At 57.8% G+C, this 24,488-nt stretch carries 27 protein-coding genes, 1 tRNA gene and 1 pseudogene; 20 read left to right on the top strand and 9 right to left on the bottom strand.

Features of this window, described 5'->3' with window-relative positions; genetic code table 11:
• Positions 1 to 753 precede the first annotated feature (753 nt).
• Together LRP54_RS01930 and LRP54_RS01925 are read left to right on the top strand one after the other, a co-directional pair.
• A tRNA-Gly gene (locus tag LRP54_RS01930) sits at positions 754 to 827 on the top strand.
• A 303-nt stretch (positions 828 to 1,130) separates the two neighbouring features.
• Positions 1,131 to 1,448 carry a hypothetical protein gene (locus LRP54_RS01925; RefSeq protein ID WP_231234768.1) on the top strand — a complete coding sequence of 106 codons (318 nt, stop codon included), beginning with the start codon at positions 1,131 to 1,133 and terminating at the stop codon, positions 1,446 to 1,448.
• A gap of 236 nt (positions 1,449 to 1,684) precedes the next feature.
• Here LRP54_RS01925 and LRP54_RS08380 read toward each other — a convergent pair whose 3' ends face one another.
• Positions 1,685 to 1,807, bottom strand: a complete 123-nt coding sequence (locus tag LRP54_RS08380; protein ID WP_269212690.1) for a hypothetical protein — start codon at positions 1,805 to 1,807, stop codon at positions 1,685 to 1,687.
• Between the two features lie 780 nt (positions 1,808 to 2,587).
• Here LRP54_RS08380 and LRP54_RS08460 point away from each other — a divergent pair.
• Positions 2,588 to 2,794, top strand: a complete 207-nt coding sequence (locus tag LRP54_RS08460; protein ID WP_331274796.1) for a helix-turn-helix domain-containing protein — start codon at positions 2,588 to 2,590, stop codon at positions 2,792 to 2,794.
• Positions 2,791 to 3,735 carry a DNA-methyltransferase gene (locus tag LRP54_RS01915; RefSeq protein ID WP_231234766.1) on the top strand — a complete coding sequence of 315 codons (945 nt, stop codon included), beginning with the start codon at positions 2,791 to 2,793 and terminating at the stop codon, positions 3,733 to 3,735. Before LRP54_RS08460 ends, LRP54_RS01915 begins: the two co-directional genes overlap by 4 nt.
• On the opposite strand, the gene LRP54_RS01910 is transcribed toward LRP54_RS01915, so the two are convergent.
• From LRP54_RS01910 to LRP54_RS01890, 6 genes are all read right to left on the bottom strand, one after another.
• A complete protein-coding gene (locus LRP54_RS01910; protein WP_231234765.1) occupies positions 3,725 to 4,588 on the bottom strand; it encodes a BglI family type II restriction endonuclease in 864 nt (287 codons plus the stop codon). The two genes, LRP54_RS01915 and LRP54_RS01910, sit on opposite strands and share 11 nt — an antisense overlap.
• Before the next feature lie 87 nt (positions 4,589 to 4,675).
• Entirely contained in the window at positions 4,676 to 4,879 is a 204-nt protein-coding gene (locus LRP54_RS01905) for a helix-turn-helix domain-containing protein (RefSeq protein WP_269212689.1), read from the bottom strand.
• Positions 4,876 to 5,313 (bottom strand): DUF2326 domain-containing protein, encoded by a 438-nt coding sequence (locus tag LRP54_RS01900; protein WP_231234764.1) that lies wholly within the window; start codon positions 5,311 to 5,313, stop codon positions 4,876 to 4,878. Before LRP54_RS01900 ends, LRP54_RS01905 begins: the two co-directional genes overlap by 4 nt.
• A gap of 102 nt (positions 5,314 to 5,415) precedes the next feature.
• A complete protein-coding gene (locus LRP54_RS01895; protein ID WP_231234763.1) occupies positions 5,416 to 6,525 on the bottom strand; it encodes a hypothetical protein in 1,110 nt (369 codons plus the stop codon).
• Positions 6,519 to 6,680, bottom strand: coding sequence for an ABC-three component system middle component 7 (locus tag LRP54_RS08510; protein WP_442984583.1), 162 nt, complete (start codon positions 6,678 to 6,680; stop codon positions 6,519 to 6,521). The genes LRP54_RS01895 and LRP54_RS08510 overlap by 7 nt, the downstream gene beginning before the upstream one ends.
• 43 nt (positions 6,681 to 6,723) lie before the next feature.
• Positions 6,724 to 7,917, bottom strand: a complete 1,194-nt coding sequence (locus LRP54_RS01890; RefSeq protein ID WP_231234762.1) for an ABC-three component system protein — start codon at positions 7,915 to 7,917, stop codon at positions 6,724 to 6,726.
• A gap of 452 nt (positions 7,918 to 8,369) precedes the next feature.
• On the opposite strand from LRP54_RS01890, the gene LRP54_RS01885 reads away from it, so the two are divergent.
• From LRP54_RS01885 to LRP54_RS01825, 13 genes are all read left to right on the top strand, one after another.
• Positions 8,370 to 9,017, top strand: coding sequence for a hypothetical protein (locus LRP54_RS01885; protein ID WP_231234761.1), 648 nt, complete (start codon positions 8,370 to 8,372; stop codon positions 9,015 to 9,017).
• A 34-nt stretch (positions 9,018 to 9,051) separates the two neighbouring features.
• Complete coding sequence (locus LRP54_RS01880; protein WP_231234760.1) at positions 9,052 to 9,330, top strand: hypothetical protein; 279 nt, start codon at positions 9,052 to 9,054, stop codon at positions 9,328 to 9,330.
• On the top strand, positions 9,327 to 9,731 hold the full coding sequence (locus tag LRP54_RS01875; RefSeq protein ID WP_231234759.1) for a hypothetical protein: 405 nt from the start codon (positions 9,327 to 9,329) through the stop codon (positions 9,729 to 9,731). The genes LRP54_RS01880 and LRP54_RS01875 overlap by 4 nt, the downstream gene beginning before the upstream one ends.
• Entirely contained in the window at positions 9,724 to 10,884 is a 1,161-nt protein-coding gene (locus tag LRP54_RS01870) for a DUF2800 domain-containing protein (RefSeq protein ID WP_231234758.1), read from the top strand. The genes LRP54_RS01875 and LRP54_RS01870 overlap by 8 nt, the downstream gene beginning before the upstream one ends.
• Positions 10,881 to 11,429 carry a DUF2815 family protein gene (locus tag LRP54_RS01865; protein ID WP_269212688.1) on the top strand — a complete coding sequence of 183 codons (549 nt, stop codon included), beginning with the start codon at positions 10,881 to 10,883 and terminating at the stop codon, positions 11,427 to 11,429. Before LRP54_RS01870 ends, LRP54_RS01865 begins: the two co-directional genes overlap by 4 nt.
• A 26-nt stretch (positions 11,430 to 11,455) precedes the next feature.
• Positions 11,456 to 11,659 (top strand): hypothetical protein, encoded by a 204-nt coding sequence (locus LRP54_RS01860; protein ID WP_231234757.1) that lies wholly within the window; start codon positions 11,456 to 11,458, stop codon positions 11,657 to 11,659.
• A gap of 79 nt (positions 11,660 to 11,738) precedes the next feature.
• The gene (locus tag LRP54_RS01855) at positions 11,739 to 13,688 is read left to right on the top strand and encodes a DNA polymerase (protein WP_231234756.1); all 1,950 of its coding nucleotides are present in this window, start codon (positions 11,739 to 11,741) and stop codon (positions 13,686 to 13,688) included.
• Positions 13,689 to 13,855: 167 nt separating this feature from the next.
• Positions 13,856 to 14,641 (top strand): phage antirepressor, encoded by a 786-nt coding sequence (locus tag LRP54_RS01850; RefSeq protein WP_231234755.1) that lies wholly within the window; start codon positions 13,856 to 13,858, stop codon positions 14,639 to 14,641.
• Positions 14,638 to 15,069, top strand: a complete 432-nt coding sequence (locus LRP54_RS01845; protein WP_442984580.1) for a DUF7768 domain-containing protein — start codon at positions 14,638 to 14,640, stop codon at positions 15,067 to 15,069. Before LRP54_RS01850 ends, LRP54_RS01845 begins: the two co-directional genes overlap by 4 nt.
• Positions 15,066 to 17,330 (top strand): phage/plasmid primase, P4 family, encoded by a 2,265-nt coding sequence (locus tag LRP54_RS01840; RefSeq protein WP_231234754.1) that lies wholly within the window; start codon positions 15,066 to 15,068, stop codon positions 17,328 to 17,330. The genes LRP54_RS01845 and LRP54_RS01840 overlap by 4 nt, the downstream gene beginning before the upstream one ends.
• A 139-nt stretch (positions 17,331 to 17,469) precedes the next feature.
• Positions 17,470 to 17,748, top strand: coding sequence for a VRR-NUC domain-containing protein (locus LRP54_RS01835; protein ID WP_231234753.1), 279 nt, complete (start codon positions 17,470 to 17,472; stop codon positions 17,746 to 17,748).
• On the top strand, positions 17,729 to 19,087 hold the full coding sequence (locus LRP54_RS01830; RefSeq protein ID WP_231234752.1) for a DEAD/DEAH box helicase: 1,359 nt from the start codon (positions 17,729 to 17,731) through the stop codon (positions 19,085 to 19,087). The genes LRP54_RS01835 and LRP54_RS01830 overlap by 20 nt, the downstream gene beginning before the upstream one ends.
• Before the next feature lie 2 nt (positions 19,088 to 19,089).
• Entirely contained in the window at positions 19,090 to 19,548 is a 459-nt protein-coding gene (locus tag LRP54_RS01825; RefSeq protein ID WP_231234751.1) for a hypothetical protein, read from the top strand.
• A 141-nt stretch (positions 19,549 to 19,689) separates the two neighbouring features.
• On the opposite strand, the gene LRP54_RS01820 is transcribed toward LRP54_RS01825, so the two are convergent.
• Positions 19,690 to 19,905 (bottom strand): hypothetical protein, encoded by a 216-nt coding sequence (locus LRP54_RS01820; protein ID WP_231234750.1) that lies wholly within the window; start codon positions 19,903 to 19,905, stop codon positions 19,690 to 19,692.
• 118 nt (positions 19,906 to 20,023) lie between these two features.
• Here LRP54_RS01820 and LRP54_RS01815 point away from each other — a divergent pair.
• Both LRP54_RS01815 and LRP54_RS01810 read left to right on the top strand, forming a co-directional pair.
• Positions 20,024 to 20,401, top strand: a pseudogene (locus LRP54_RS01815) (HNH endonuclease).
• A gap of 376 nt (positions 20,402 to 20,777) precedes the next feature.
• Positions 20,778 to 23,117, top strand: a complete 2,340-nt coding sequence (locus tag LRP54_RS01810) for a glycoside hydrolase domain-containing protein (protein ID WP_231234749.1) — start codon at positions 20,778 to 20,780, stop codon at positions 23,115 to 23,117.
• Here the strand turns inward: LRP54_RS01810 and LRP54_RS01805 are convergent.
• On the bottom strand, positions 23,114 to 23,743 hold the full coding sequence (locus LRP54_RS01805) for a hypothetical protein (RefSeq protein ID WP_231234748.1): 630 nt from the start codon (positions 23,741 to 23,743) through the stop codon (positions 23,114 to 23,116). The two genes, LRP54_RS01810 and LRP54_RS01805, sit on opposite strands and share 4 nt — an antisense overlap.
• 85 nt (positions 23,744 to 23,828) lie before the next feature.
• Between LRP54_RS01805 and LRP54_RS01800 the strand changes: the two genes are divergently transcribed.
• Positions 23,829 to 24,404, top strand: coding sequence for a P27 family phage terminase small subunit (locus LRP54_RS01800; RefSeq protein ID WP_231234747.1), 576 nt, complete (start codon positions 23,829 to 23,831; stop codon positions 24,402 to 24,404).
• The last annotated feature ends 84 nt before the right edge of the window (positions 24,405 to 24,488 follow it).

Here is a 24,488-nt window from a genome sequence, read left to right as displayed (position 1 = left end):
TCTTATTCCACATACAAGTACCAGATTTTTCACCTCTTTACTCCTTCCCCAATAATGACTGCACCTAAACCACACTTAAACCGCATTTAAGCCACACCACCACGAACCTGACATACAGCGTTAGCCCTCCCAACAATGCTTGCACACTCATCCCCCACCAGCTCAGACAGAGACTCCCGCACACAGGCGGTCGTCTTGGCACGACAGGGTTTTCGCGGGGAAACCAGAGACTCCCGCACACGGGTGGTCACCCGGCCCCGTGACTTCGCTAATCTGACGCACGCCGCAACGCCCAGGCACACAGGCGGTCACCTGTGGGGAAACTTATCCCTCGCCACCTCCAACACAAGGGAAGTATTTTCACCAAGCAAATAAATAGCTCTACATGAGCCATAACCCTTTAAAGCAAGCAGTCAGTATCTACTTCAACACACCCCTGACATAATGCACAAGGAGCCAGGTGACAACACATACGCACACTCGCCTTTGCCTGACCCTGAGCACGATGCGCAAGGCGGGCAACAAATAAGCCAGAACACCACACAGGAATAGCTTACGGATATGACCGCACTGCAAGGAGTACTTCAGTTTACGGATATGACACGCAGCATAAAGGCTATTTCACCTTACAAATCACAAAGAACAGCATATGAATAATCAAAAAAGAAGGTTCGACACACCGGTTCTGGACATAAATTCGCTTTTAGAGTGCTGGCACGCTATCATTATTTTTCGTCAGTTACGGCTGATGCTGCGGATGTAGCTCAATGGTAGAGCCTCTGCCTTCCAAGCAGATGGTGCGGGTTCGATTCCCGTCATCCGCTCCACTAGAACGTCACTTTGGATACAAGGATTTCCGGCCACGCCGGGAAGTGTCTGGGGTGGCGTTTTTGTTGTTTTGGGGTGGTTTTTGCGGTGTTGAGGCCGGGTGCGCGCAGATGTGGAGGTACCTCTGGCGGTGACTGATCAGGCCTTCGGAGTCTCCTCTCAGTGGGCGGTTCGGCCAGTTGAAGCCGGAAGGGTCAAAAGGTTCAGCCCCGCGTCAAAAGGTATGGGGCTTGCGTCAAAAAGTATCGAGCGAGCGTCAAAAGGTTCACCTTCGTTGATTAGTAGTACTCACGGATGTATTCGTGAGCCTTGTCGAAAACGTCAGTGGACTTGATCTTGAACTTGACGACCAGTATCAGTCGCAGTTGACGGCGAACCTCTCGGTCCCCCTCGCTCGTAGACTGCCAACCGGCGAAGCGTACCTGCCTGACGACGTTGTCGATCTCTTCGGCGACTCACCGATGAAAGGTATTTTCTTCGTCAACCTTGGGTCGCTTGCGTCGAAATGGAATACACCGCCGAACCATCACAGCCGCCTGGAACTTCTTCCGGTCGTCTCTATAAGGCAAGACGGAATGGAAGCAGTCGAAAGATTTGGTAAACGAACTGGGCATCATTAAGGGTTTCGCCAAGTGAAATATTCAAAGGGTCCTGCCCTCATGAGTAAGTTGGATTTGCAGACGGTGCAGGACTCGTCGTTGCACTCTTGCCCGTACAAGCACAGTTGGGCTTGCGGATTGATGCCGGGCATTCGTTCGGAAAGGATGAAGGGCTTCTCAAAGATTCGCGAGCATGCCACCGATGCCAACCGTGGGATCTGTGACCGCTCCGATTTGGATACAGCCTCTCCTCATCACTAACGACCAGATTCCATGGTGGTACTGGGGAAAGTGGGAATCCAGGTGAGTCCGCCGCGTAAGCCAAGAGGCTGCGAAGCACCGCCACCTGCGAGAGCCCAAGACAGACGTCGTGTGAGCACAATTCATGTGACGCAACCGTTAGAGGGTGTTAGTCGATTACGTACTACCTGTTCAACGGTTAGGCGTTGGGAAACCACAGGGTTGATGCAAATAGTCTCAAGCTCCCTTACTTCTGGATGGGGTGCTTCGTGCGTGGCCCTCCGTACGAAGGCTTTCAACCGACTGGTAACGGCCGCTCGCTCGCAGACGATTGAGGTAATAGTGCGGCTGTATTACGAGATTCACTGAGACAGCTGGCATGCTTGCGCATCCTCAAGGTGCAGAAACCAGCCCACGTCACCTGAAGGGTCCTGGCCATTAGATCCACCGGGTACCTTACCTTCTCGCCCCACGTCGATTCGAGCCACTCGAAAGTTGATCCTTGGGAAGCAAAGAAGGCGCTGGCTGTTCTCAAGAACTCGTTCTCCAAAGCCAACTTCACCGGTGTAGGCCCATCATTGGCTTCAGCTTCACGCCGCTGGCGCTCCAGTTTGGTCCACCGGTCCACCAGTTGCGCACCAAACCCCAGCCCACAATCCGCACCGACACGATCGTGGACCCAGTATCGATCAAATGACCTGCGACACCACGAAGATGCTTGGGACTGACTATCCTTGCCTACCTCAACAGGCACTACCCTCCCATGGGCCAACCTGTCCGCTAGATCAAGTGTCTATAACCAGAAAAACGCCGACTTGATGTTGCGGCGGCACTATGGGAACCTATGTTGAGAGATTGAGATAGCAAACCAAAGGTATGCTTTCACAATACACTTCTATTGGGAACTGCGTAGGAAGTCCATGTTCACGTTCAAGCCTCTTTGGAAAGTACTGATCGACCTGGAGATGTCGAAGACTGGCTTCGCGGAACAGTGCGGTATTTCCAAGTCCACACTCAGCAAAATGGGCCGTGACGAATACGTTTCTCTCGAAGTTATCGACAGGATCTGTCGCACACTGGGCGTCCCGGTGGAGTCGGTTATCAAGTATGTTGAGGAGACTCTTTGAACTACCTGGAAGCCAATAAATTTCATCAGGGGCTCGCAGAAGAATTGATAAGGGATATTGAGCCTAATTCCGTTGCGCTTAGCGTTTGGTCGCCCCCCTATCATGTTGGAAAACAATATGAGGACGGTCAGACATTTGAAGCATGGCAGGAGATGCTTAGGACAGTAATTGAAGCTCACTTCGATATTCTGAAACCTGGGTCTTTTCTTGCGGTGAACATCGGCGACATCTTGGTGTTCCGGGATGAAACTATGCCACGATTCCAAGCAGAGAACCTCACGATGCGTAGAAGTTCTGTTACGCGGGAACAGGTGCTTGCAGCTATGGAGCTTCACCCTGAGTATAACCGGCGTCAGTTGGCAAAGATTCTTGGTTGTTCGGAACAGACAGTTCAGAGGAGGTTAGAAGGTAACAACATACGTGGTGGCAAATACGCTACGCAGACGCGTGTGAAGATCGTTGGAGGTCTTATCGAGCAGTTCGCTCTTGATGCGGGACTTTACACTTACGACCGTCGTATCTGGGTTAAAGATGCTGCATGGGCGAACTCGCACTGGACTACAAATTCGTATCGTTCGGTGGATGAGTTCGAATATATTTACGTTTTCTGGAAGCCCGGAATTACAACGGTCGATCGGAAGCGCATGACTCCAGAAGAATGGACCGAGTGGGGGTCGCGTGGTATCTGGTCATTTCCTTCAGTTAGGCGAAATGACGTGCATGAAGCAATGTTCCCCGTAGAACTGCCCGCCAGACTTATAAAGATGCTGACTGATGAAGGGGATGTAGTTTTAGATTGTTTCATGGGAAGCGGCTCAACAGCCATCGCTGCCACAACCCTCAATCGCAATTTTATTGGTATCGAAAAAGATCCGAAATATGTTAAATTGTCGCAGGAAAGGTTACTGAACGTGCCTCCGCAGCTAAACATCAGATACTGATCTTCTGAACTCTCCAAGAGTCAATTTTGCTCAGGATCGAGAAGTCGACACGACAGCGAACCTTCAGGGCTGGCTTCGTCTTATCGTCTTTTCCTGGAAACAATAGAGTCGGGTAACGTCTCAGTAAGTTGGGATTCTCGCAGAGGAGAAGGCCATTAGGAACCGTAATTATGCGGATGTACTCTAGCTCTTGACCGAAGGCAGGAATCCCTTGTAATGAGTTCATTCCATACTTGGGTTTGACGAAGATGTGTATGGTCGGAGCTACTGTTCCGTCAGATAGAATGTAAATCGGAGAAGCTGCTGGATGGAAGGGGTGGCTTGACCGTTTGCCGGTTGCCATCACTGGCGTATTTTCCAAACCAGCGTCGATAGAATCCCACACGCCATCACCTGAAACCTGGAAAGGCGATAAGACAGCATGCTCTGCTTCATCTCTAGGGCCTACTGACTTGATATCTAGAAAGACAAACGCAGCATCAGTCAGACCATTTGTAAGTGTGCTAATTTCGTTAGCCCGAATTAGAAATCGGTTGTCTGCACCTGTGGGAAGGCCAACTTCGCGGATTTCAGTCACGTCCTGTAATGATCCAAACAGACGATTCAACCGATGCCCGATGGCATGTTCTCCCACCTCGATCCACGGGATTTGGTCACCGATAAAGCCCCTCCCCCGATGGTCTGGTGGGTAGTTCCGCCAGAATGGTTCTAGTAGGGATGCTTCATCGTAGTCTCCTTTTATCTCTAAGTAGTGCTGCGTAACTAGGTTCAATGTCAGACCAGCGATATACTTCTCTAGATTGAGCAGATACTCTGGATTCAAGATCAACTCGTTGCGGGCTGCCTGGTACATAGTATGTTTATGCAGTAGTTGCGGGGAATACATCCGAAATCTCCTTAACTAGAATACGGTTATCTGAGGATTCATTCAGGTCGGCGTTTAATCTTTCGCCGTTTCGAAAAGGTCCTCCACTCTACAACCGAGTACAGACGCGATCTTCATGAGTACGTCCATGTGTACGGGTTCGTTCTTGCCGAGTTTGGCTAGGGAGTTGCTGCTGATGCCTGCCGCTTCTCGGAGTTGAACTTTGTTCATGTTCTTGTCTATGAGGATCTTCCAGAGTTTGTTGTATTGGATCTTCATGGGCGGTCCTTCCGGCTCCACTTTTCACCGAAGAGCGCTTGTTCGTTGTTATCGAGCTTGAGCACGGTCGTTTGCTGGAGAATCTGCTGTGCTTCTTGGGTGCATTCGCTGGTCTTGTCGACGGCGATGAAGATCTGCTTCTCAACTTGATTGTGGTAGACACGGATGAGGTTGCTCAGATCAGGTCGAGGCATGGAGTCGAACATGATCGAGTCGTGTGCCAGCGCAGGGAGGCAGGTGTTTTGTAGGACGGCGAGGTCGTAGATGATCATGCTGCGATGGTTTGTGCCTGTGCCTTTGTCCTTCGGGGTTTCAAAGATGTATGAGTTGAAGGCGTTGATCGTCAGCCTCGGCGCGATGTACTCCCCGCCGGTGACCTCGTCGTTAATGGCGTCCATCTGCATGTTGATGGCGATCTCGATTTGTGTCAGCACGTTTTCGAGTTGGTTTCGGTAACGGGTGTTGGCTTCCTTCTTGGCCGTCTGGAGCTTGTGGTTTTCGTCGAACGCTTCGTTCTGCTCCTTGAGCTTGGTGATTCACCGATCCAGAGCGGTGTATGCGTCGAGGAACTCTGGCGTAAATGCCTTGGATGTGGGGATCGCATCCATCTGGGAGAGGATGCTGTCGTGAGTGTCTTGAAGCTCGGCCACCTCGCTTTGAACACGCTCCCGGGCTTGAGTGAGTTCTTCTGCGAGGATTGTCTGGATCTTGGTGTGGAACTTCTCGACCTCGACAAGCTTGGCTAGGTTCGATTCGGGGAAGAACTCTTGCAGACTCTTGAGGTCGGCCTCGGTGGGGTATGCGCCGTGGCGAAGGTTCAAGTCGAGCAGGTGTAGCTCGTCGCGCTTGTCCTTGATGAGGCGCCGAGCATCAGCGAGTTGTCTGCTGAGTTCGTTGCGGGCGTTGGCGTGTTCGACCTCGCTCGGGTCGACTGTCGCTTCATCAGATTCAGCCAGTTGGGCACGTTCCTGCTCCAGAGAGGCAATCTCAACAACGTTCTGCTTGTACTTGGTCAACCCATCTACTGCCGAGGGGATGAACTCGTAGCGCCTGGCAGCTTTGAAAGCTGCAATCATGTCCTCAGTGCTCTGGAGCTGGTGCTTGAAGTCCTCGATAGAGCTGTAGTACTGAAACAAGGCCATCAGGATCGTGATGGCATCCTTCTGGGATTCCTCACCGCCACGGGTCTGGAGTGGCTTGAGTTCGTTGTGGTTGTTCTTGCCGTAAATCCGGAAGAATCTGCTAAGCACTTGCCGGAACGATGCACCCGGTAGCTGCATGCCGTACTGGCCGGCCAGCCAGTGTGTGAACTCTTTGAGCTCAAGTGTTTTCAGCACGTTTCCATCGGAATCGATGTTGACTACGGTTTTGGGTTTATGGGGCCGTCGCTCGAAGTGGTAAGAGGCGCCATCGAATTCGAAGGTGAAGTTAATGGCGTGCTCAGGCAGCTCTCGGACGGCATCACTGTCGACGTAGGCGTTGCCACCAAATACAAAGTCGATGATGAGCATCATCGTGGACTTGCCAATTGACCCGGCCTCGCCTCGGACAGCGCCGAGGATCGTGTTGAGTCCCTGATGGAACTGGATGGGCGGGCGTGGTGTGTCACCTTCTTTAAACAGGGCACAACTGATCTGCTTCAGCATCGCTCCAGTGCTCCTTCCTCACTGAGCGTGACCTTGCCGAGGGCGTAGAGGCAGTCAAGCGCATCAATTAGCCGGGTCGGATCCGTCGTGACTGGGGCAAGGTCGACGGCGAGTTCGTTCGGGGTCTTCGGGGCGTCCAGGAGTCTGAGGATCATTGGGAGCAGCGGTAGCACCGTGTCCTGATACGCGAACAACTTGTTAGGAAGCAACATCGAACACCTCGCAGGACTGGACGAAGTAGGAGGTGACGTAGGCGCAGTAGCGGGCATCCTGCTTTGTGATTTGACTGAGCCGGCTGGTCAGGGCTTCATGGATCCGCTGTTTGGGGAAATCCTTGGCAGCGAGTTTCATGTATGAGGCTCTGATCTCGGCTCTTAGCAGCCCATCATCGAATGTCTTAAGCCGAGCCTGCTCCTGCAGCGCTTTCTCGATGAACCTGAAGTATCGCGTGACGTGCATGAATACTTCGTCAAATACGAACACGTCGACTGACTGGTCGATCTTGTCCTTGACAGCGACTGGATCGAAATTCAGTGGTTCGAAATCTTTGGGGTTGGCGTTGCCGAGCTTTTCGATGACCTTGCTGATGCCGCGTTCAATATCGACCGTGGTCAGCGTTTTGCGCGCCTGGGCTGCATCGACCTGTGCCTTCTTGTTTCGTAGCAGGTCTGTTGCGTCGGCTTTCTTGTGGTTGAGCGTGTAGGCGTGGAAGCAGTCAGGGCACAGCGCGACGAGGTTGTCGTATGTGCGTGCTTCGCCTTCAATCCGGCCAATCGCATAGAGCGGAGCAGTCGCGCCGTCATCAGTGACGGGTTGGAGGTGCTTGCCGCAGCCGGTGCGCGAACACGTGTACTTGCACTCCTCCAACAAGCGAGAGCCCAGCCTACCTTTGATGGCATCCGACACCGTGGTCGCTCGCTGAAGCTTGCGGTCATTCTCCAATTCCGGATTGACAACGAAATCCAAAGCCTGCTGGATCAAGTCGAACAACACGTCGCCGACGTTGCTGTCATCAACATCTTCGTCAGTGAACGGCTGGATGCTGCGAGCCAGTGCCGCCTTGATCTCCTCGGCTGACTGAGTCTCGATGTCATTGACGTAGTTGAGCGAGTCAACAAAGTTGTCACGGGTTGGATTGGCGAGCATTGCTCGCGCGAGCTTTTTCGTAATCCCACGGTTGTAGAACTTCCGTAGGGATTCATCTTTGTAATCCTGATCCGGTGTCCTACCTCGGGGCGTGAACCAGTGTTCCTCTGGGACGGCGCAGAGGCGCTCGATCATGTCGCGCATGAAGTCTGCGGTGTTCCGGGTGCCGCGCAGGTGTGGGTAGACGGCCTTCATCACATCGTTGAAGAGCAACTTCGCCATCACCTCCGCCAGGTTTTGTCCCATCTGTCCCAGGCTGTCCCAAAGCATCCAATTGGCCGAGGTGCCATTTTCTACTGTGGGCAATAGCTCACGAGAGATGGATAAAAGTCTATCACCGCTGTGCATTTTCAACGGGAAGTTGGCGATTGCGTATCTCGCGTGTGTCGTGCGGGGCAGGTGGCGTGGCCTCGCTCAGGACTCGACCAGGATGTGCACGAACTGGCCGCGTTCAGCGGATACACCTCGCCAAACGTGAGGCGCATCCGCCGGATCGACCGTGATCGTGCCGATCCGTAGCCAATAACTGAGCTCAGGTTTCTATTCGTCCCAAGTCGGAACGATCTGCAGGAGCCGCTGGGGCGGGCACCCACCACGGGTGTCCGCCCACAGCCATGCCCAAGCAGACCAGTTCACCGACAACAGACGAGTAGCAGCGCCTCCTGTGGGTCCTCCGCACCTAGCGGAAGGCACTCACCGTGGGAACCCCTAAATCTCAACCAAAAAACCGCTCGTATACCAGCCGTTGCAAGACCGACTCACTAGGGCACAAACATTGGCAGATCTACCTGCCATCAAAACGCGGCCATGCATGGGTTCAGCTCTACGATCTGCCAACTGATGCGCAGTTTCGTCGGATGATCTTCGACGAGGAGTATCTGCCTGAGTGGAAGCTCGCCTACCTAGCCGAGCAGTATGCGATGTTTAGGGAGCGGGAGAACGCACGCAAGCACGCCACTAAGGATGGTGGCCGCGAACACGACTTGGATGACCCGTCAACATTCAGGCCAAGTGCGCGGCGCAGGCTTGCCCAGCAGCTCGACCCGGCCGATAACGCATCACCCGAGACCCTCCTGATGAGGGGCGAGCAGATCGACCAGGCACGCGAGCAGGTTGAGGTCGTGCTCTCCGTGGTCTCGCCCCGGCATCGGGAGTGGGTGTGGTTGAGCTTGGGTGAGCAGCTGAGCTACGTCGACATTGCTAGGGCGGAGCATCCCGATGCGAGTAAGGCGGAGATTGACCGGTATTCCAACACTATCGGCACCGCGATCAATCGCGCCATCAAGAAGATCCGGGACCGATTTCCAGGCGGCTGTCCGGTTCAGGAGCTCGAGGAAGACGTATAGGCGACCAACAACTTCAACGGAAAGGACATCCACAATGACTGGTCGTCATGTTCGAGTTGGTATCGCCGAGGCGCCGAACCCGGCAGCCGACGTCAACCTCGCACGAGTGAACATCAGGGAGCGCATCATGCGCTGGTTGTTCGGGCCGATGAATGAGCTGACCGTGATTGTGCCTGGGCGGCGGGTTCATGACGTCACATTGAGCCGACGTTCAGCAAAGCCTGCGGTTGACGAGGCAGCTCTCAACGCGTCCATCGAGCGTCACCCGGCGGGCAGCAAGCTCACCCACGACAACGGTGGTGATGCGGCATGAACCCGCAGCATCGTAACGCACTGATCATGGGCATCAACCGTGTCATGGAAGCACTGTCACAGATCGTTCAGGCGCTAGAAGCCGACGGCTGGGATGGCATTGAGGATGACTACGCGTTGGCAGGTGTCCGACCCGTGGCTGCAGCCCGCCTCGAAGAACCCGCATTTCAAGCTGAACTCGAAGCACAAAGTGCAATCGAAGAGACAGCCCAGACTGCTGTTCCGGTGCGTGAGTACACGCTGGAAGATGTACGCGGCTTCTTGGCGGAGCTCTCCCAGCAGGGGTTCACGGCCAAGGTACGTCAATTGATCTTGGACGCGGGTGCAAACGCACTGTCTGAGGTCGACCCGGCCAAGTACGGCCAGATCATGGCTGAGGCTGAGGAGATTGCTCATGCCTGACCAACACGCACTCCTATCCGCCTCAAGTGCGCACCGCTGGCTGAACTGTCCACCCTCCGCGCTAGCGGTGGACGGTGTGGCAGATAGTCCATCGGATGCCGCGTTGCAGGGTACGGCTGCGCATGCTTTGGCCGAGTACAAGCTGCTGCGGTTCCTCAAGCGGCGAGCCAAGCGGTCTGCCTCGGAGTGGATCGATGAAGAGATGGAAGCGCACACCGACGATTACGTGCGGTTTGTGGCCGAGCATCTTGCTGCCGCCCGTGAGCATTGCCCTGACCCACAGGCGTACGTGGAGCAACGCCTGGACTACTCCCACCTAGCACCGGACGGGTTTGGCACCGGGGACTGTGTCATCGTCGCCGAGCCCACCCTCCAGGTCATCGACCTCAAGTACGGGATGGGTGTCGAGGTTTCCCCGGTGGAGAACCCCCAGCTCATGCTCTACGGGCTCGGAGCTTTGGCTGCCTTCGACGCCCTCTACGACATCGAGGAAGTTGCGCTGAGCATCTTCCAGCCGCGCCGGGCCAACGTCGAGACCTGGACGATCAGCACCCAGGACCTGATCGCGTGGGGCGAGAACACGGTCAAGCCCATCGCCGAGCTAGCTGCCCGAGGCGAGGGCGAGTACGCCGCTGGTTCGTGGTGTCAGTTCTGCCGCATTGCACCCACCTGCAGGGCCAGAGCCGAGTCGAATCTCGCGCTGGCAAAGCACGAGTTCACCCCACCAGCCGAACTCACGGTGCCTGAGGTTGCGGAGGTGCTCGCGAAGATTCCTGAGCTCAAAGCCTGGGCATCGGACGTTGAAGCATGGGCGCTGGCCAGGGCCCAAGCCGGCACTGAGATCCCTGGGTTCAAGGTGGTCGCCGGCCGCTCCATCCGCAAATACACCGACGAAGCCGCGGTTGCCGAGGCTGCCAAGGCTGCGGGCTACAGCGATATCTGGGACAAGCGCCTGATCGGGATTACTGCCATGGAGCGCCTTATGGGAAAGAAGACCTTCACCGAGGTCCTCGCAGACCTGGTGGTCAAACCCGAGGGCAAACCCACGCTCGCGCCCGAATCCGACAAGAGGCCAGCACTTGCTCGAACGAATGCTGCCACAGATTTCTCCAACACCAACACAACGACTGACCAAGGAGGTCAACCATCATGAACACCAATCCGACCCGCGTTGTCACCAATGAGGTGCGCCTGTCCTACGCCCATCTTTTCGAGCCGCAGTCGATCCAAGGGTCAAAACCCAAGTACAGCGTTTCGCTCATCATTCCCAAGAGTGATCGGGAAACGATCACCAAGATCGAGCGGGCCATCGACGCCGCCATCGAAGCAGGAACCGCCAAGTTCGGTGGCAAGCGACCGGGCAAGGCCGCCTTGAAGTTGCCTCTGCGTGACGGGGACACCGAGCGTGACGACGAGGCCTACAAGGGCTGCTTCTTCGTCAACGCCAACTCCACCCTGCCACCCGAGGTCGTCGACCAGGACCTCAACCCTGTTCTGTCCCCGGCGGAGGTGTATTCCGGCTGCTACGCACGAGTCTCCCTGAGCTTCTACGCGTTCAACACCAACGGCAACCGCGGGATCGCCTGCGGGCTGGGCAACGTGCAAAAGCTCCGCGACGGCGAACCACTCGGTGGCGGCCGCACCAGTGCCGCAGACGACTTCGCCGCATTTAGTGCTGGGGACGACTTCCTGAACTAACCATTCACAGAAAGGACAACACCACCATGTGGAACTATCTCCTCCCGTTTCTCTTTGGCTCCGGTCTAGCGATCGTCATGTTCTCCGTCGCCTTGACCGTGTCGGAACTGGCCTCAGAGCTCATCCGCACCGCCTTCTCGACCAAGGCGACGCGCAAACGCCTCGACGAACTCCTGCAAGCCGAACGCGAAGCAATGAGGCGTCTCGAAGCCCTCAAATCAGGCAAGTAGCCAAGCACAATCCCTCAGGGTGGGGCGCGCCAGAGGCAGGTGCTGGCCTGCCCCACCCCGAGGGTGAAAGGAGAAGGGCATGGAACGTCTCGCTATTGACCTGGAAACCTACAGCCCCACCAACCTCGCCAACTCGGGCGTATACCGGTATGCCGAAGACCCAGACTTCCGCATCCTCCTGTTCGGCTACAGCATCGACGGCGCCCCCGCCGAAGTCATCGACCTAACACGCGGTGAGCCCATCCCATCCGACATCCTCCAGGCACTCACCGACCCGGCCATCATCAAGTCGGCGTTCAACGCGGCCTTCGAGCGCATCTGCCTGTCGGCCTATCTATGCCGCCACCACCCAGACCTGCTCACTGAGGGGTTCTTGGATTCGCTCGGGTGGCGCTGCACTATGGTGTGGGCAGCGTCCCTGGGCCTGCCCATGAGCTTGGACGGTGCCGCCAAAGCCCTGCGTCTCCCACTGGAGAAGGATCCCGCCGGGCAAAGGCTTATCCGTTGTTTCTCAATCCCCAGCAAGAACGGCACCCGTGTCCTGCCTGAGGATGATCCGATCGGCTGGGAGCAGTACATCTCCTACAACCGCCGCGATGTGGACGTTGAGGTCCAGCTCGCCAGCCGGCTTGCCCGCAACCCGATGCCGGATTGGGAGTGGGAGACGTACTGGTTGGACCAGCGCATTAACGATGCCGGGGTCCGCATCGACACGACTCTGGCTGCTAACACTGTCGAGGTGGACACCCGCCACCGTGACACCTGCCTAGCGCGTGCCCGGGAGCTGACCGGCTTGGAGAACCCCAACAGCCCGATCCAGCTCAAAGACTGGCTCACAGCTCACGGCTGTGAACTGGAGTCACTGACGAAAGCCGAGGTGGAGACTGCGCTTGAGACTGCGAACGGTGATGTCGCTGAGGTGCTGCGATTACGCCAGGACCTGTCCAAGTCCTCAGTGAAAAAGTATCAAGCCATGCTCCAGGTTGCAGGTCAGGATGGGCGGGCACGCGGCCTGATCCAATATATGGGGGCTGGCCGCACCGGCCGCTTCGCAGGACGCCTCATCCAAGTACAGAACCTGCCGCGCAACCACATGCCCGACCTCGCCGCCGCCCGGAGTTTGCTCAAGGACGGCAATAGCGAGGCTTTGGGTCTTCTCTACGACCCGCTACCAGACGCCCTTAGCCAGATGATCCGCACCGCCTTCCTCCCCAGTAACGGCCACCGGTTCATCGTCGCCGACTTCTCCGCGATAGAAGCCCGCGTGCTGGCGTGGCTTGTCGGCGAGACCGGCACCCTGCAAGCCTTCCGAGACGGCAAAGACCTGTACTGCCAAACAGCGTCCCGCATGTTCGGGGTCCCGGTTGAAAAACACGGAGCCAACAGCGAGCTGCGCCAGAAAGGGAAGATCGCGGTCCTCGCCTGCGGCTACGGTGGCTCAGTCGGAGCCCTCAAAGCCATGGGGGCACTGGGCATGGGCCTCGATGAGGCAGAGTTGAAGCCGCTGGTGGATGCGTGGCGGGATGCCAATCCGATGGTCGTGCAGTTCTGGCGAGACATCGAAACCGCTGCCATCACCACCACCGAAACTCGAACACCCACCCAAGTCGGGCGCATACGACTGTCCTACCACTCTGGATGCCTGTTCATCACTCTGCCGTCAGGCCGGGAGCTGTGCTACCCGCGGCCGAGGCTTGGTGAGAACCGCTTCGGCATGACCAGCATCCTCTTTGACGGAGTCGATGGCACCACCCGCAAGTGGGGCCCGATCGAAACCTACGGCGGCAAGCTCACTGAGAACCTCGTCCAAGCCACAGCCCGTGATCTCCTCACTCACGCTATGCACCAAGTCGATGCGGCCGGCCACCAGATCGTCATGCATATTCACGACGAGATAGTCGTCGACGAATCCGCAGGCGGATCCTCTGTGGAGGAGGTCGTGGCTCTCATGACCCAGTCACCCACCTGGGCAGACGGTCTACCACTCGATGCTGACGGCTACGAGTGCGGCTTCTACATGAAGGACTGAATCTTCTCCGCCACCCCTGTCCGGTTTCGCCCTGTCCCAAGGACGTATGGGCGAGCGGAACAGAGACTCCCACTTCTGTTGCAAGCAGCGGGACCGGGGCTCTCCGGGGTCCAGCATCGGGCAGCAACAGGCTGCCACCCCAGGCCGCTCAGAAAGGCACATACGCCATGAGCACCAATCTGACCCTGTACACCCACCCGGACTTCGGCAACCTGCGAACCATCACCCTTGGCGAACGCATCTTGTTCTGCGCTAAAGACGCGGCAATCGCACTCGGATACAAGGATCCAGTCAACGCCATCAAGCAGCACTGCAAGGGGGTGGCGATTCACCACCCCCTTGAAACACCAGGTGGCCTGCAAGATGTCCGCTTCATCAGCGAGGGTGACCTCTACCGTTTGATCTTCTCCTCGCACCTGCCAGCTGCCCAAGGGTATGAGTCCTGGGTCATGGACGAAGTCTTGCCTTCGATCCGTAAGCACGGCCTGTACGCCATCGACGACATCCGCACCAACCCCCGCGCGCTCCTCTCGGCGCTTGAAGCACTCATCGCCGAGCAGGAGCGCAACGAGAAGCTCGCTGCCGAAAACTACCAACAGGCCCAACTGCTTCTGGAAACTCGCCCGAAGGTGTCCTATTACGACATGGTGCTGCAGTCGGATTCGCTGCTGACAACCACCGAGATCGCTAAGGACTATGGGCTTTCCGCCCGCAAACTCAACAAGCTGCTGGCCGAATTGCATGTGCAGTTCAAGCAGTCTGGCCGCTGGTTCCTCTACGCCGCCCACGCCGAGGCGGGCTATGCCCAGTCCAAGACCTTCGTCTACGACGAGGAGACTGGCAAGACCAGCACCCACCTGTACTGGACCCAGAAGGGCCGCTTGTTCATCTACGAGACCCTCAAACATGAGCGGGGTCTGCTGCCCCTGATTGAGCGCGGGGTGGCCGAGTGAACCCCACCGACTCGACCATCCCGCGCCTAAACGCTTCGGGGTGTGCGGACCCGACCGTCTATGAGGTCCTTAAACGGGAGCAGCGCGCCCAGTTCGGATACCGGCCCTTGGCCTACATTTGCTCACCGTTTTCCGGTGACACCGAGGCGAATATTCGCTTGGCCCGACGCATGTGCGCAGCCGCAGTGGCCCGCCGTCGCATCCCCATCGCGCCACACCTGCTCTTCCCACAGTTCATGGATGACACCAAGCCCGCCGAGCGGGAACTCGCCATGTTCATGAACCGCATCGTGCTGTCCAAGTGCGAGGAGGTGTGGGTGTACGCCCCGCGCATCAGCCCTGGCATGCGCACCGAGGTCTGCTGGGCCCGCCACCTCGACATCCCTATCCGGTTCCTTGATTCTGACTTCCGGGAGATCCAGCCATGACCACCTTCACCCTGTTTACCGCCACCACCAGCGGGCTCGCCTCGAATACCCACTACCCGAACAAGGCCACCATCACCGACGCGACCGGCCTGGAGTCGGCAGCCCGGCTCGACCATGTTGCTGCCGAATACCAGGGCAATCAGCGCTCCACCCACGGGTTCATCTCCTCGGACTGTCTGGTGATGGACATCGATAACGACCACACCGAGAACCCCGAAGATTGGGTCACCCCACAGCACCTGGCAGACATGCTCACAGGCGTGGAGCTCATGACCGCCACGTCCCGCAACCACAACACCTCCAAGCATGGGACTCCTCCCAGGCCCCGCTTCCACGTCTACTTTCCGATCACACCGCTGACCGATCCTGGTACTTATGCAGGGTTGAAGAAGTCCCTGGCCGACAGGTTCAACTTCTTCGACGCCGGGGCCTTGGATGCGGCCCGCTTCCTCTACGGGCGCCCCGCCCCGCAGGTGGAAGTCTTCACCGGTTCCATGCTGGTCGATGAATGGATGACCCGCCAAGCCGAGCAGGATGCGTTCGCTGCGTTCGACGCTTCCACCTTGGCCATTGGGGAAGGTAGCCGCAACGCCACCCTGTCACGCTTCGCCGGAAGGGTGCTCATCCGTTACGGGGATACCGAACAGGCCCGCGTCTTGTTTGATTGCAAAACAGCCTTATGTGATCCGCCCCTGCCCGGGGCAGAGTTGGAGGCAATCTGGAGGTCGGCTTTGCGTTTCGCTGCCCGGATTGCGAAAGACCCCTCGTACGTCAAGCCCGCCGTCTACCAGGCGTTGACCTCGCTTAAGCCCGATGACTACACCGATGTGGGGCAAGCCGAAGCGTTAGCAACCGAGTACGCCGACAGGATCCGTTACTCGCTTTCCACGCACTGGCTGGTCTATGAGGGTGGGGTCTGGGTGGAAAACGACCTGCTCGCCCAGGCTGTCGCTCAAGAGCTCACCGCCCGCCAGCTCGACGAAGCACAAAACATGCTCGACCAGGCTCAGACCCTGATGGCTGACACCGGAGCGGCAGACGTTATCGCTGCCGCACCTTCGAAAGCAAAAGGCGTTGCTGCGTTGTCGGCTGCCCAGAAGGTCGCGTACCAGCAGCTCGCCGATGCTAGCGAGTACTACAAGTTTGTGCTCGGGCGGCGACAGTCACGCAATATCGCAGCCACCCTCAAAGAAGCCCAACCCCTTCTCGAAGTTCGCGCCTCCGACTTGGATGCTGACCCGTACTTGCTGTGCACGCCTTCGGGCACTTACCAGCTCACCGAGGGCCTGACCTCGAAGCGAGATAACCGCCCGGCAGACCTCATCACGCTGCAGACCGCCACCAGCCCAAACAACGAAGGTAGGGACGTGTGGCAGCAAGCCCTCGAGGTCACCTTCCAAGGTGACACAGACCTGATCGCCTACGTGCAGCGGGTGTGTGGTCTGGCAGCGATCGGCAAAGTCATGTTGGAGGCCCTCATCATCGCCTACGGGGACGGAAGAAACGGCAAATCCACGTTCTGGAACACGATAGCCCGGGTGCTTGGCACCTATTCAGGGTCGATCAGTGCCGACACGCTCACTGTTGGGGTGCGGCGCAACGTAAAACCCGAACTGGCTGAGGCCCGCGGCAAGCGCCTCCTCATCGCAGCAGAGACCGAGGAAGGCGTGCGCCTGTCGACCTCGAACGTCAAACAGCTGGCCTCCACCGACAAAATCGCCGCAGAGAAGAAGTTCAAAGACCCCTTCTCCTTCACCCCTTCCCATTCACTCGTCTTGTACACGAATCACCTGCCCAGGGTGGGAGCAATGGATGCGGGCATCTGGAGGCGGCTCATCGTCATCCCGTTTACTGCCACCATCACTGGGGATGCGGATGTGAAGAACTACGCCGACTATCTCTTCGAGCATGCTGGCGGCGCGATTCTGAGTTGGGTGATGGAAGGAGCGCGCCTCATCCACGCCGAGAACTACCACCTCAGTGCGCCCGCGCGGGTGGTGGAAGCCTCCGAGGCCTACCGGGAAGACAACGACTGGTTCTCTCACTTCCTGGCAGACCAGTGTGTTGTCGAAGACGGGGCCGTGGCCAAGGCCGGTGAGCTCTACCAGGCATACCGGGTCTGGGCCCTGTCCACGGCAGGGTGGGCGCGCCCCATGGTGGATTTCAACGCCGCCTGCGAGATGGCCGGGTTCGGTCGTAAGAAGACCCGGGTCGCGATCAAGGTCTATGGGCTGCGCCTGAAAGACGAGTTCGAGGAGTAAGTGCAGGGCGAGTGTGCAGAGGGGTGCAGACCATTTACCTATTTACCGCATGTGGGAAAAATGCATGTTGAATCTATATGTAAAAGGTAGTGTCTGCACCTGCACCCCTCTGCACATGGCCCTCGAAATGGAGGTTGCCATGGATGAGAAAACCGTTGAAAACACACTGAAAAGAGCCATCGAAGCCGATGGTGGGATCTGCTGGAAGCTCGTCAGCCCCGGGGTGGATGGGGTCCCAGACCGGCTGTGCCTGCGGGCTGGACGGGTCGTGTTCGTTGAAGTCAAAGCCCCCGGCAAGCGGCCCAGGCCACTCCAGGTCTGCCGCATGAACCAGCTTCGGGCACAGGGTTTCACAGCCCTGGTCGTGGATGGGGCAGAGGGTATCCAGGAGGTGCGCCGTGCGCTATCAGCCGCATAACTACCAGCACCAGGCCACGCGGTTTATTGAGGAGCATCCCCAGGCCGCAATCCTCCTCGGCATGGGGCTGGGCAAGACAATCATCATGTTGACCGCCATCTGGCAGCTCCTACTCGACACCTTCCAAGCCCGCCGGGTCCTGGTTGTTGCGCCGCTTCGGGTGGCGAGGGATACCTGGCCAGCCGAAGTGCATAAGTGGGATCACCTGGATGGGCTCAGCGTTGCGGTGGCTGTCGGCACAAGACAGCAGCGCCTCGACGCCTTGGCCGTGGGGGCGATGGTGACCGTCATCAACCGGGAAAACATTCCTTGGCTGGTCAAGCAGGTCGGAACAGCCTGGCCGTTCGACATGGTCGTCATCGACGAGTTGAGCTCCTTCAAGAACCACAAGGCAGCCCGCTTCAAAGCCCTCACAGCGGTCCGCCCACACATCCACCGAATTGTGGGCCTGACCGGTACCCCAGCCGCGAACGGTCTGGAGGACTTGTGGGCCCAGTTCAAGCTACTGGATGGTGGTGAGCGTCTTGGCCGCTACATCACCCGCTATAGGGAGCGCTGGTTCACCCCAGACCGCCGAAACGTCATGCAGGTGTTCTCCTACAAGCCCCGCCCCGGTGCCGAGGCCGAGATCTACGAGGCAATCAGCGACATCACCCTCTCGATGCGCACCACGGATTACCTGGACCTGCCCGACCTCACCATCACCACCGACGAGGTTGAGCTAAGCGGTGCTGAGCGCAAGGTCTACGACCAGCTCGTGCGCGACATGGTCATCGACCTGGACGGTCAGGTCGTGGATGCGGCCAACGCTGCCGCCCTGTCCGGCAAGCTCCTGCAACTGGCCACTGGGTCGGTCTACGACGAGAACGGCGAGAGCATCGAGGTTCATGGTCGAAAGCTCGACGCCCTCGAAGACCTCATCGAAGCGGCCAACGGGCAACCGTTGCTGGTGGCCTACTGGCACAAACACGACGCCACCCGCATCCAAGCCCGCTTCCCACACGCCCGGCCACTCCAGACCGCCGAGGACTTCCAATCCTGGAACGCCGGCGAGATCCCACTGGCACTGATCCACCCCGCCAGCGCGGGGCACGGCCTGAACCTACAGTCCGGCGGCCACCTCCTCGTCTGGTTCAGCCTGACCTGGTCGCTGGAGCTCTACCAGCAGACCAACGCCCGCCTTCACCGGCAAGGCCAGACCCAACCGGTCAGCATCACCCACCTGGCCGCCAAGAACACCATCGACGAACAAGTCCTCGCCGCCCTTGCGGCCAAAGACACCACCCAATCCCGCCTGATCGACGCAGTCGCGGCGACCCTGAACCCGGAAAGGAACTAACCATGCACGTGATGAGCAAATACCTGGACACCTACAAGGCCACCCTGGCAGCACTCGAGGACTACCAGACCATGGTCAACATCCTTGAGACCACCGACCAAGCCATCAAAGACACCTACGATCGGCTCACCGCCGTGGGTTCGCAGCGCCTGGACGGGATGCCGCACGCGCCCAACCCGCATGCTGGCGAGGAGCGGATCGCCTCGACCTTGGATCGGGTGGATGCCTACCGGGAGCGCTACGCCCAGGCCCGGGAGTACATGGACTGGTTCCTACCCGCCTGGGGAGTGCTCAGCGAGGATGACCGGTTCGTGTTGGACACGTTCTTCTTCGCAGCCGACGATGTCAGTCAGGAGGACCGGGCACGGGCAGTAGCCGATCACTTCTACGTTGAGCGCGAGACAGCGTTTCGGCGAAGGACGAAGGCGGTCCACCGGCTAGCGACGGCACTCTACGGGTAGGCGACGCACCCAAGCGTTAGCGGGTATCCGAAACATGCCATGGTTTTCCCGTTTTCCCTCTGGCATCCTGTAATCAGTCAATAGTTGGGCAAGGCCCCCGCACCACACAGTGGCTTGTGCAGGGGCCTTGCCCGTGGCGTTTTACGCCTCAACCTCGAAGGCGTCGAGGAAGCCAGTGATGGATTCCAGGTCCCAACCCCACTCGCCGCCGGCGACGAGACCGCGCGTCTGGGCTTCGACCAGCCAGTAGGAACCAAAGCGGGGATCAGTGGATGTGCGGGTGCGTGACTTGGTGAGCCTCAAGCCATGGTGTTGAGCGCGGCGGCGAGCGCGGGCTTCACGTCGGGTATCGGTCATGACGGTCCTCCAAAGGTAGGCAGGCGACAGTAGTGAGGACGAATCGTCATTCGTCCCTCGCCACGCACTGATCGGCCGTCACCGATGCACGAATACTACAACCGCAAGGAGGATGGCTGTGCCGTTCAAGCCGAAGACACCGTGCCGTCACCCGGGTTGTCCTGAGCTCACTCACGAGCGGTTCTGCCCCCAGCACGCCAAAGCTGAGGACGAGCGCTACCGGCGCTAGCAGCGTGACCCGGCGATCAACCGCCGCTACGACAAGACGTGGCGCAAGGTTCGTGCTCGCTACCTGGACGCCCACCCACTGTGCGAGGACTGCTTGGACGCAGGACGCACCACGCCAGCGGTGGAGGTTCACCACGTCGTGCCCCTTGGTCACGGTGGCAGCCATGACTTCTCGAACCTGCGGGCGTTGTGCAAGCCCTGCCACTCCCGCCAGTCCGCACTGGATGGGGATCGGTGGCGGCGTAGCCAGAGGGTCTACACCTACTGAGCAGGTCTGCACCCCGGCGTCACCCTGGTTACGGAAATTCGCGCTGTAAGCCCCACTGTCGCCTCGGATCCTGCGGTGCCACTTCGAAGCGAAAACCGTGAGTTCGCCCCACAGCGGGGCACACAGGCCCCCTAGGGGGCGTGAAATCTCTAGCCCGAGGCCCATGAGGGAGCGGGCCTGGGGTGCCGCGCACAAAAAGCGCGAATCAAACCCCCAATTGATCCACGGCGTCTCAAACGCCCTACAGGCAGATCTCGATCTGGAAGCAGTAGCGCGTGATAGCACCCGATTTAGACGTCCATCCAGACCATCACGCATTTCAATGGGCGACTGGATGGCTTTTGTACACCGAACATCCACTAGGAGGTTGTAAAACATGGATCAGATGGTCCTCAAGACACAGCAATGGCTCAACAACACATACCGAGACCGTGCTGGATTCGGATCAGTGACCGAGGATGGCGCAACTGGTTGGAATACGATTTATGGGTTGATTCGCGCATTGCAAATCGAACTCGGGATCAGCGCCACTGCAAATAACTTTGGGCCTGGCACTCAGTCACGTTTTCAGAATCGTTGGCCGAACGGCATTTCTCAATCCTCAAGTAAATCCAACGTGCATGCCATCATCCAAGGCGCATTGTGGTGCAAGGGCTACTCTGCAGAATATGGCGAGATTACCACGGAATTTACAGAAAACGTTGCGAACTCTATTCGCGTACTCAAGAGTGACATCGGGCTGAGCGATTCGACAGCCACAATTGACCTAGAACTCATGATGGCTCTGCTGTCGATGAAGCAATTCAGGCTGCTTTTCATGTACGGTGGTAAGGCTTCGATCCGTTCGATCCAGCAGACCATTAACCGAGACTTCAAAGCATACACAGGGATTCTTCCGACTGATGGCCTGTACGGTCGCGAGATGAACACGGGGCTCATTCAGGTGCTCCAAGCTCTCGAAGGTTTCATCCCTGCGCAGGCAACCGGCAATTTCGGAGATGGCACACGCAGCCGCCTGCGTACAATCAACTCCGGCAGCGGGGCCTGGGTGTGGTTGGCGAGTGCGGCCCTCGTATGCAATGGGCAATCCAGTTCCGTCACTAGTAGTTGGAATGATTCATTGGCGGCACAAGTCCGCGAGTTCCAGAAGCAGTATGTCTTGCCAGAAACTGGTGCAATTGACCCGACAACGTGGATGAGTCTATTGACATCCAAGGGAGACCCCAACCGGGCGTGCGTAGCGTGTGACACTCGCTTCGAGATCACCGACGAGTTGGCCGGATTCCTCAAGGCCGATGGATATCGGATTGTGGGACGCTACCTCAGCGAACCTGGCCAGGATGAACTCGAACCGAAGGACTATTTCAAAGCCATTCGTCCGGGTGAACTCGAACGTATCGTGCATCACGGATTGCAGTACTTCCCGATTTTCCAGGAATACTCAACAAAACTGTCCGATTTCAGCGTGGACAACGGCCACCGTCACGCGAAACAAGCACAAGCAGTCGCAGAGCGCCTGGGCATCCCACCGACGATCATCTACTTTGCTGTGGATTATGATGCCACTGATCCTGAGGTGACAAGTGCGATTCTTCCTTATTTCAAGGCGATTACACAGAGTCTGGGTGGTGGATACCGGGTCGGAATCTACGCTTCTCGTAACATCTGTACCCGAATTAGTCGCGAAGGCTACGCCGTCGCATCATTTGTCTCCGATATGTCTACCGGATTCTCGGGAAACCTGGGTTTTTCGATCCCTGATAACTGGGTGTTCGATCAATTCCACGAGATCAGAGGCTACCGAGGCAAGTGGGATCTTGACCGCGTGGCCTCCTCGGGACAAATTCCCGCTTGCAGCACCGTTCGCGTTCCCAGCTCGCCAGGAAACAGCGATCCTGGCGATGCCTTTTCGAATTGGGTGCGAACAGTTGAAGACGAATACGCTGCTGATTACGTTTCGGTTGTCTACAGCCAGCCCGCCAAGAGTGAAGCCGGCAGTTATGTGCTGGGCTGGCTAAGGAAGCCGGAATACTGGTCAGCAGGCTATGAAAAAGGCTTGATGTGGCAAACATACACTCCAGAAGTTGACCCGACTCCTGAATCCAAGCTTCACCGCGCACAGGTGGAACGAATCTGCTCAGAAATGAAAATCGACATTCGGCAAGCATTGAGCTCCGAAGACTTGGCTCACTTCGCAGCCAGTAGCCTCGGCTATCTTGCGCACGGCACAGATGCTGCACTCGACGAATATGGCTGGGGTGATCTTGGGGGGTGGGCCCTTGATCTGGTGCAGATTTGGGGAGCATACCTCAGGTCCGGGACAACAGACACTATGGAAGAATGGTTGTCCCGTCACTTGGGAATCTTCAAAGACGATCGAGGATTCTCTGCTGAAGACCTCTACGCAGACGCAGATGCCTATCTGCTCATCCATCGATACTGGGCTACCTCCGCTCGGCTCTCCGACAGCCTACGGGATTTGCGGTCGATGCCACCGAGCGCTCGCGTGTTCGAGTTCTATCAGGTGCGATTCGGAGGTTCGGTCGGGAATGTCCAGAAGGCATTCTGGGATCTGATCTCGGGTGCCCTCGGCATCGATCTCCCACTCGTAGGCGGCCCGCTGACTGTGGCAGGGAATGCCGATCGGCTCCCGAACAAGGATGAGTCAGACAGGCTTGCCGCAGTCTTCGCTCAGAAGATGCAGAAGATGTCCTAACGGGAACATGAGAAACGTGCTGGGAGTTTGTCGTCGGGATCGATTCCTATCTCTTCATAGGCGATTAGAGTTCCGATGCCAGACTCCCAGCGCACCTCCCAACTGCCGTCCGGTATGCCGTCAGCGCCTTTATCGTCTGACCACACGTATTGAGTGGGCTGCGGCAATCCCCACGAGCTGTTTGCGACATAGAAACGTCCAGCACCGGAAGGCGTAATGCCCGATGTTATTTGGTAGATCACAAAACATGGGTGCGTTGCATCGCTCGAAGGGACGCGACGAAACTCAGACATATTGATGGACATCCCCAGTGCTGCAAAAAGATAAATAAGTGTAGCAACGCTAGACAGAAGCGCGAACCCGAGAAGATGTCGAGTACTTACCACTTTCCACGATTTCAGCGAATTCCACAGCTGAGTCACACACAGCATCATCGCCACGACTGTTGCAGCAACGACCGCCCACCCAGCGTTTACCACCTGACCAAAAATCATCACTGGTGCGCCTTCGAAACGTCCGACGCGAATGCCGATTGCATTCATGACCACGATGGCCACCAGAAGGAGCATCGCGAGACTGATCGCGACGTGTCGTGCCACAGACAACAAGGCTTGCGTTGTACGCATCCTATTAGTTTACGACGGTTGGACCTTGATCAGCTGATAACACAGGGAACACTCAGCACGAATGGACTGAAGGGGAGGCCGAATCATGGCTAAAGACGGCACTCAGCGTGGGGGACGGCGTGTGCGAGCAGGCGCGAAACCAGATCCGTTGAAAGACAAGCTCGAGGCTGGTAAGCCCGCCTCCCGCCTCCTGGAACCCACAGACCTTGACCCGTTCGGCCTGGACGGCGGTGACGTGGGTGATGGTGCGGTGCTTGAGGGTGAGAGCATGCCGGAGCCGTCGGCCTACCTGTCCGCCGTCCAGCGTGACGGGCAGCCGCTGCTGGCTGGGGAGCTCTACCGGGAGACGTGGGCGTGGCTGGATGCCCGAGGGGTCGCCTCCTTCGTGAGCCCCAGATTGATTGAGGCGTATGCGCAGGCGTTTGCTCGCTACATCCAGTGCGAGGAAGCGATCACCAAGTTCGGCCTGCTGGGTAAGCATCCCACCACGGGGGCTGCGATTGCCTCCCCGTTCGTGGCGATGAGCCAGAGCTTTAGCAAGCAGGCGAATGTGTACTGGTACGAGATCTACGAGATCGTGCGCGCCACCTCCACCCGCGAATACGCAGGCACATCCCCGGGTGATGACCTGATGGAACGCCTGCTGCAGTCCCGCACCTAACCCACCACCGCAAGCCCCCTTTGTTTCGCCCCACACCCGTACCTGGGTGGTGGGGCTTTGTTCATGCCCACCCCCTCAACGTGA

It is taken from the genome of Schaalia sp. lx-100 (genome assembly GCF_021083625.1).
GTDB lineage: Bacteria > Actinomycetota > Actinomycetes > Actinomycetales > Actinomycetaceae > Pauljensenia.
The sequence above is the reverse complement of the archived record's forward strand: the minus strand, read 5'-3'. Positions and strand labels throughout refer to the sequence as shown.

Bases quoted from the DNA above. Each gene is read 5' to 3' on its own strand.
- LRP54_RS01910 (WP_231234765.1), bottom strand. From the start codon at position 4,588: ATGTACCAGGCAGCCCGCAACGAGTTGATCTTGAATCCAGAGTATCTG.
- LRP54_RS01855 (WP_231234756.1), top strand. From the start codon at position 11,739: ATGGAACGTCTCGCTATTGACCTGGAAACCTACAGCCCCACCAACCTC.
- LRP54_RS01880 (WP_231234760.1), top strand. From the start codon at position 9,052: ATGACTGGTCGTCATGTTCGAGTTGGTATCGCCGAGGCGCCGAACCCG.
- LRP54_RS01840 (WP_231234754.1), top strand. From the start codon at position 15,066: ATGACCACCTTCACCCTGTTTACCGCCACCACCAGCGGGCTCGCCTCG.
- LRP54_RS01805 (WP_231234748.1), bottom strand. From the start codon at position 23,743: ATGCGTACAACGCAAGCCTTGTTGTCTGTGGCACGACACGTCGCGATC.
- LRP54_RS01810 (WP_231234749.1), top strand. From the start codon at position 20,778: ATGGATCAGATGGTCCTCAAGACACAGCAATGGCTCAACAACACATAC.
- LRP54_RS01825 (WP_231234751.1), top strand. From the start codon at position 19,090: ATGCACGTGATGAGCAAATACCTGGACACCTACAAGGCCACCCTGGCA.
- LRP54_RS01835 (WP_231234753.1), top strand. From the start codon at position 17,470: ATGGATGAGAAAACCGTTGAAAACACACTGAAAAGAGCCATCGAAGCC.
- LRP54_RS01890 (WP_231234762.1), bottom strand. From the start codon at position 7,917: ATGGGACAAAACCTGGCGGAGGTGATGGCGAAGTTGCTCTTCAACGAT.
- LRP54_RS08510 (WP_442984583.1), bottom strand. From the start codon at position 6,680: ATGATCCTCAGACTCCTGGACGCCCCGAAGACCCCGAACGAACTCGCC.
- LRP54_RS08460 (WP_331274796.1), top strand. From the start codon at position 2,588: ATGTTCACGTTCAAGCCTCTTTGGAAAGTACTGATCGACCTGGAGATG.
- LRP54_RS01820 (WP_231234750.1), bottom strand. From the start codon at position 19,905: ATGACCGATACCCGACGTGAAGCCCGCGCTCGCCGCCGCGCTCAACAC.
- LRP54_RS01875 (WP_231234759.1), top strand. From the start codon at position 9,327: ATGAACCCGCAGCATCGTAACGCACTGATCATGGGCATCAACCGTGTC.
- LRP54_RS01870 (WP_231234758.1), top strand. From the start codon at position 9,724: ATGCCTGACCAACACGCACTCCTATCCGCCTCAAGTGCGCACCGCTGG.
- LRP54_RS01865 (WP_269212688.1), top strand. From the start codon at position 10,881: ATGAACACCAATCCGACCCGCGTTGTCACCAATGAGGTGCGCCTGTCC.
- LRP54_RS01905 (WP_269212689.1), bottom strand. From the start codon at position 4,879: ATGAAGATCCAATACAACAAACTCTGGAAGATCCTCATAGACAAGAAC.
- LRP54_RS01895 (WP_231234763.1), bottom strand. From the start codon at position 6,525: ATGCTGAAGCAGATCAGTTGTGCCCTGTTTAAAGAAGGTGACACACCA.
- LRP54_RS01850 (WP_231234755.1), top strand. From the start codon at position 13,856: ATGAGCACCAATCTGACCCTGTACACCCACCCGGACTTCGGCAACCTG.
- LRP54_RS01800 (WP_231234747.1), top strand. From the start codon at position 23,829: ATGGCTAAAGACGGCACTCAGCGTGGGGGACGGCGTGTGCGAGCAGGC.
- LRP54_RS01860 (WP_231234757.1), top strand. From the start codon at position 11,456: ATGTGGAACTATCTCCTCCCGTTTCTCTTTGGCTCCGGTCTAGCGATC.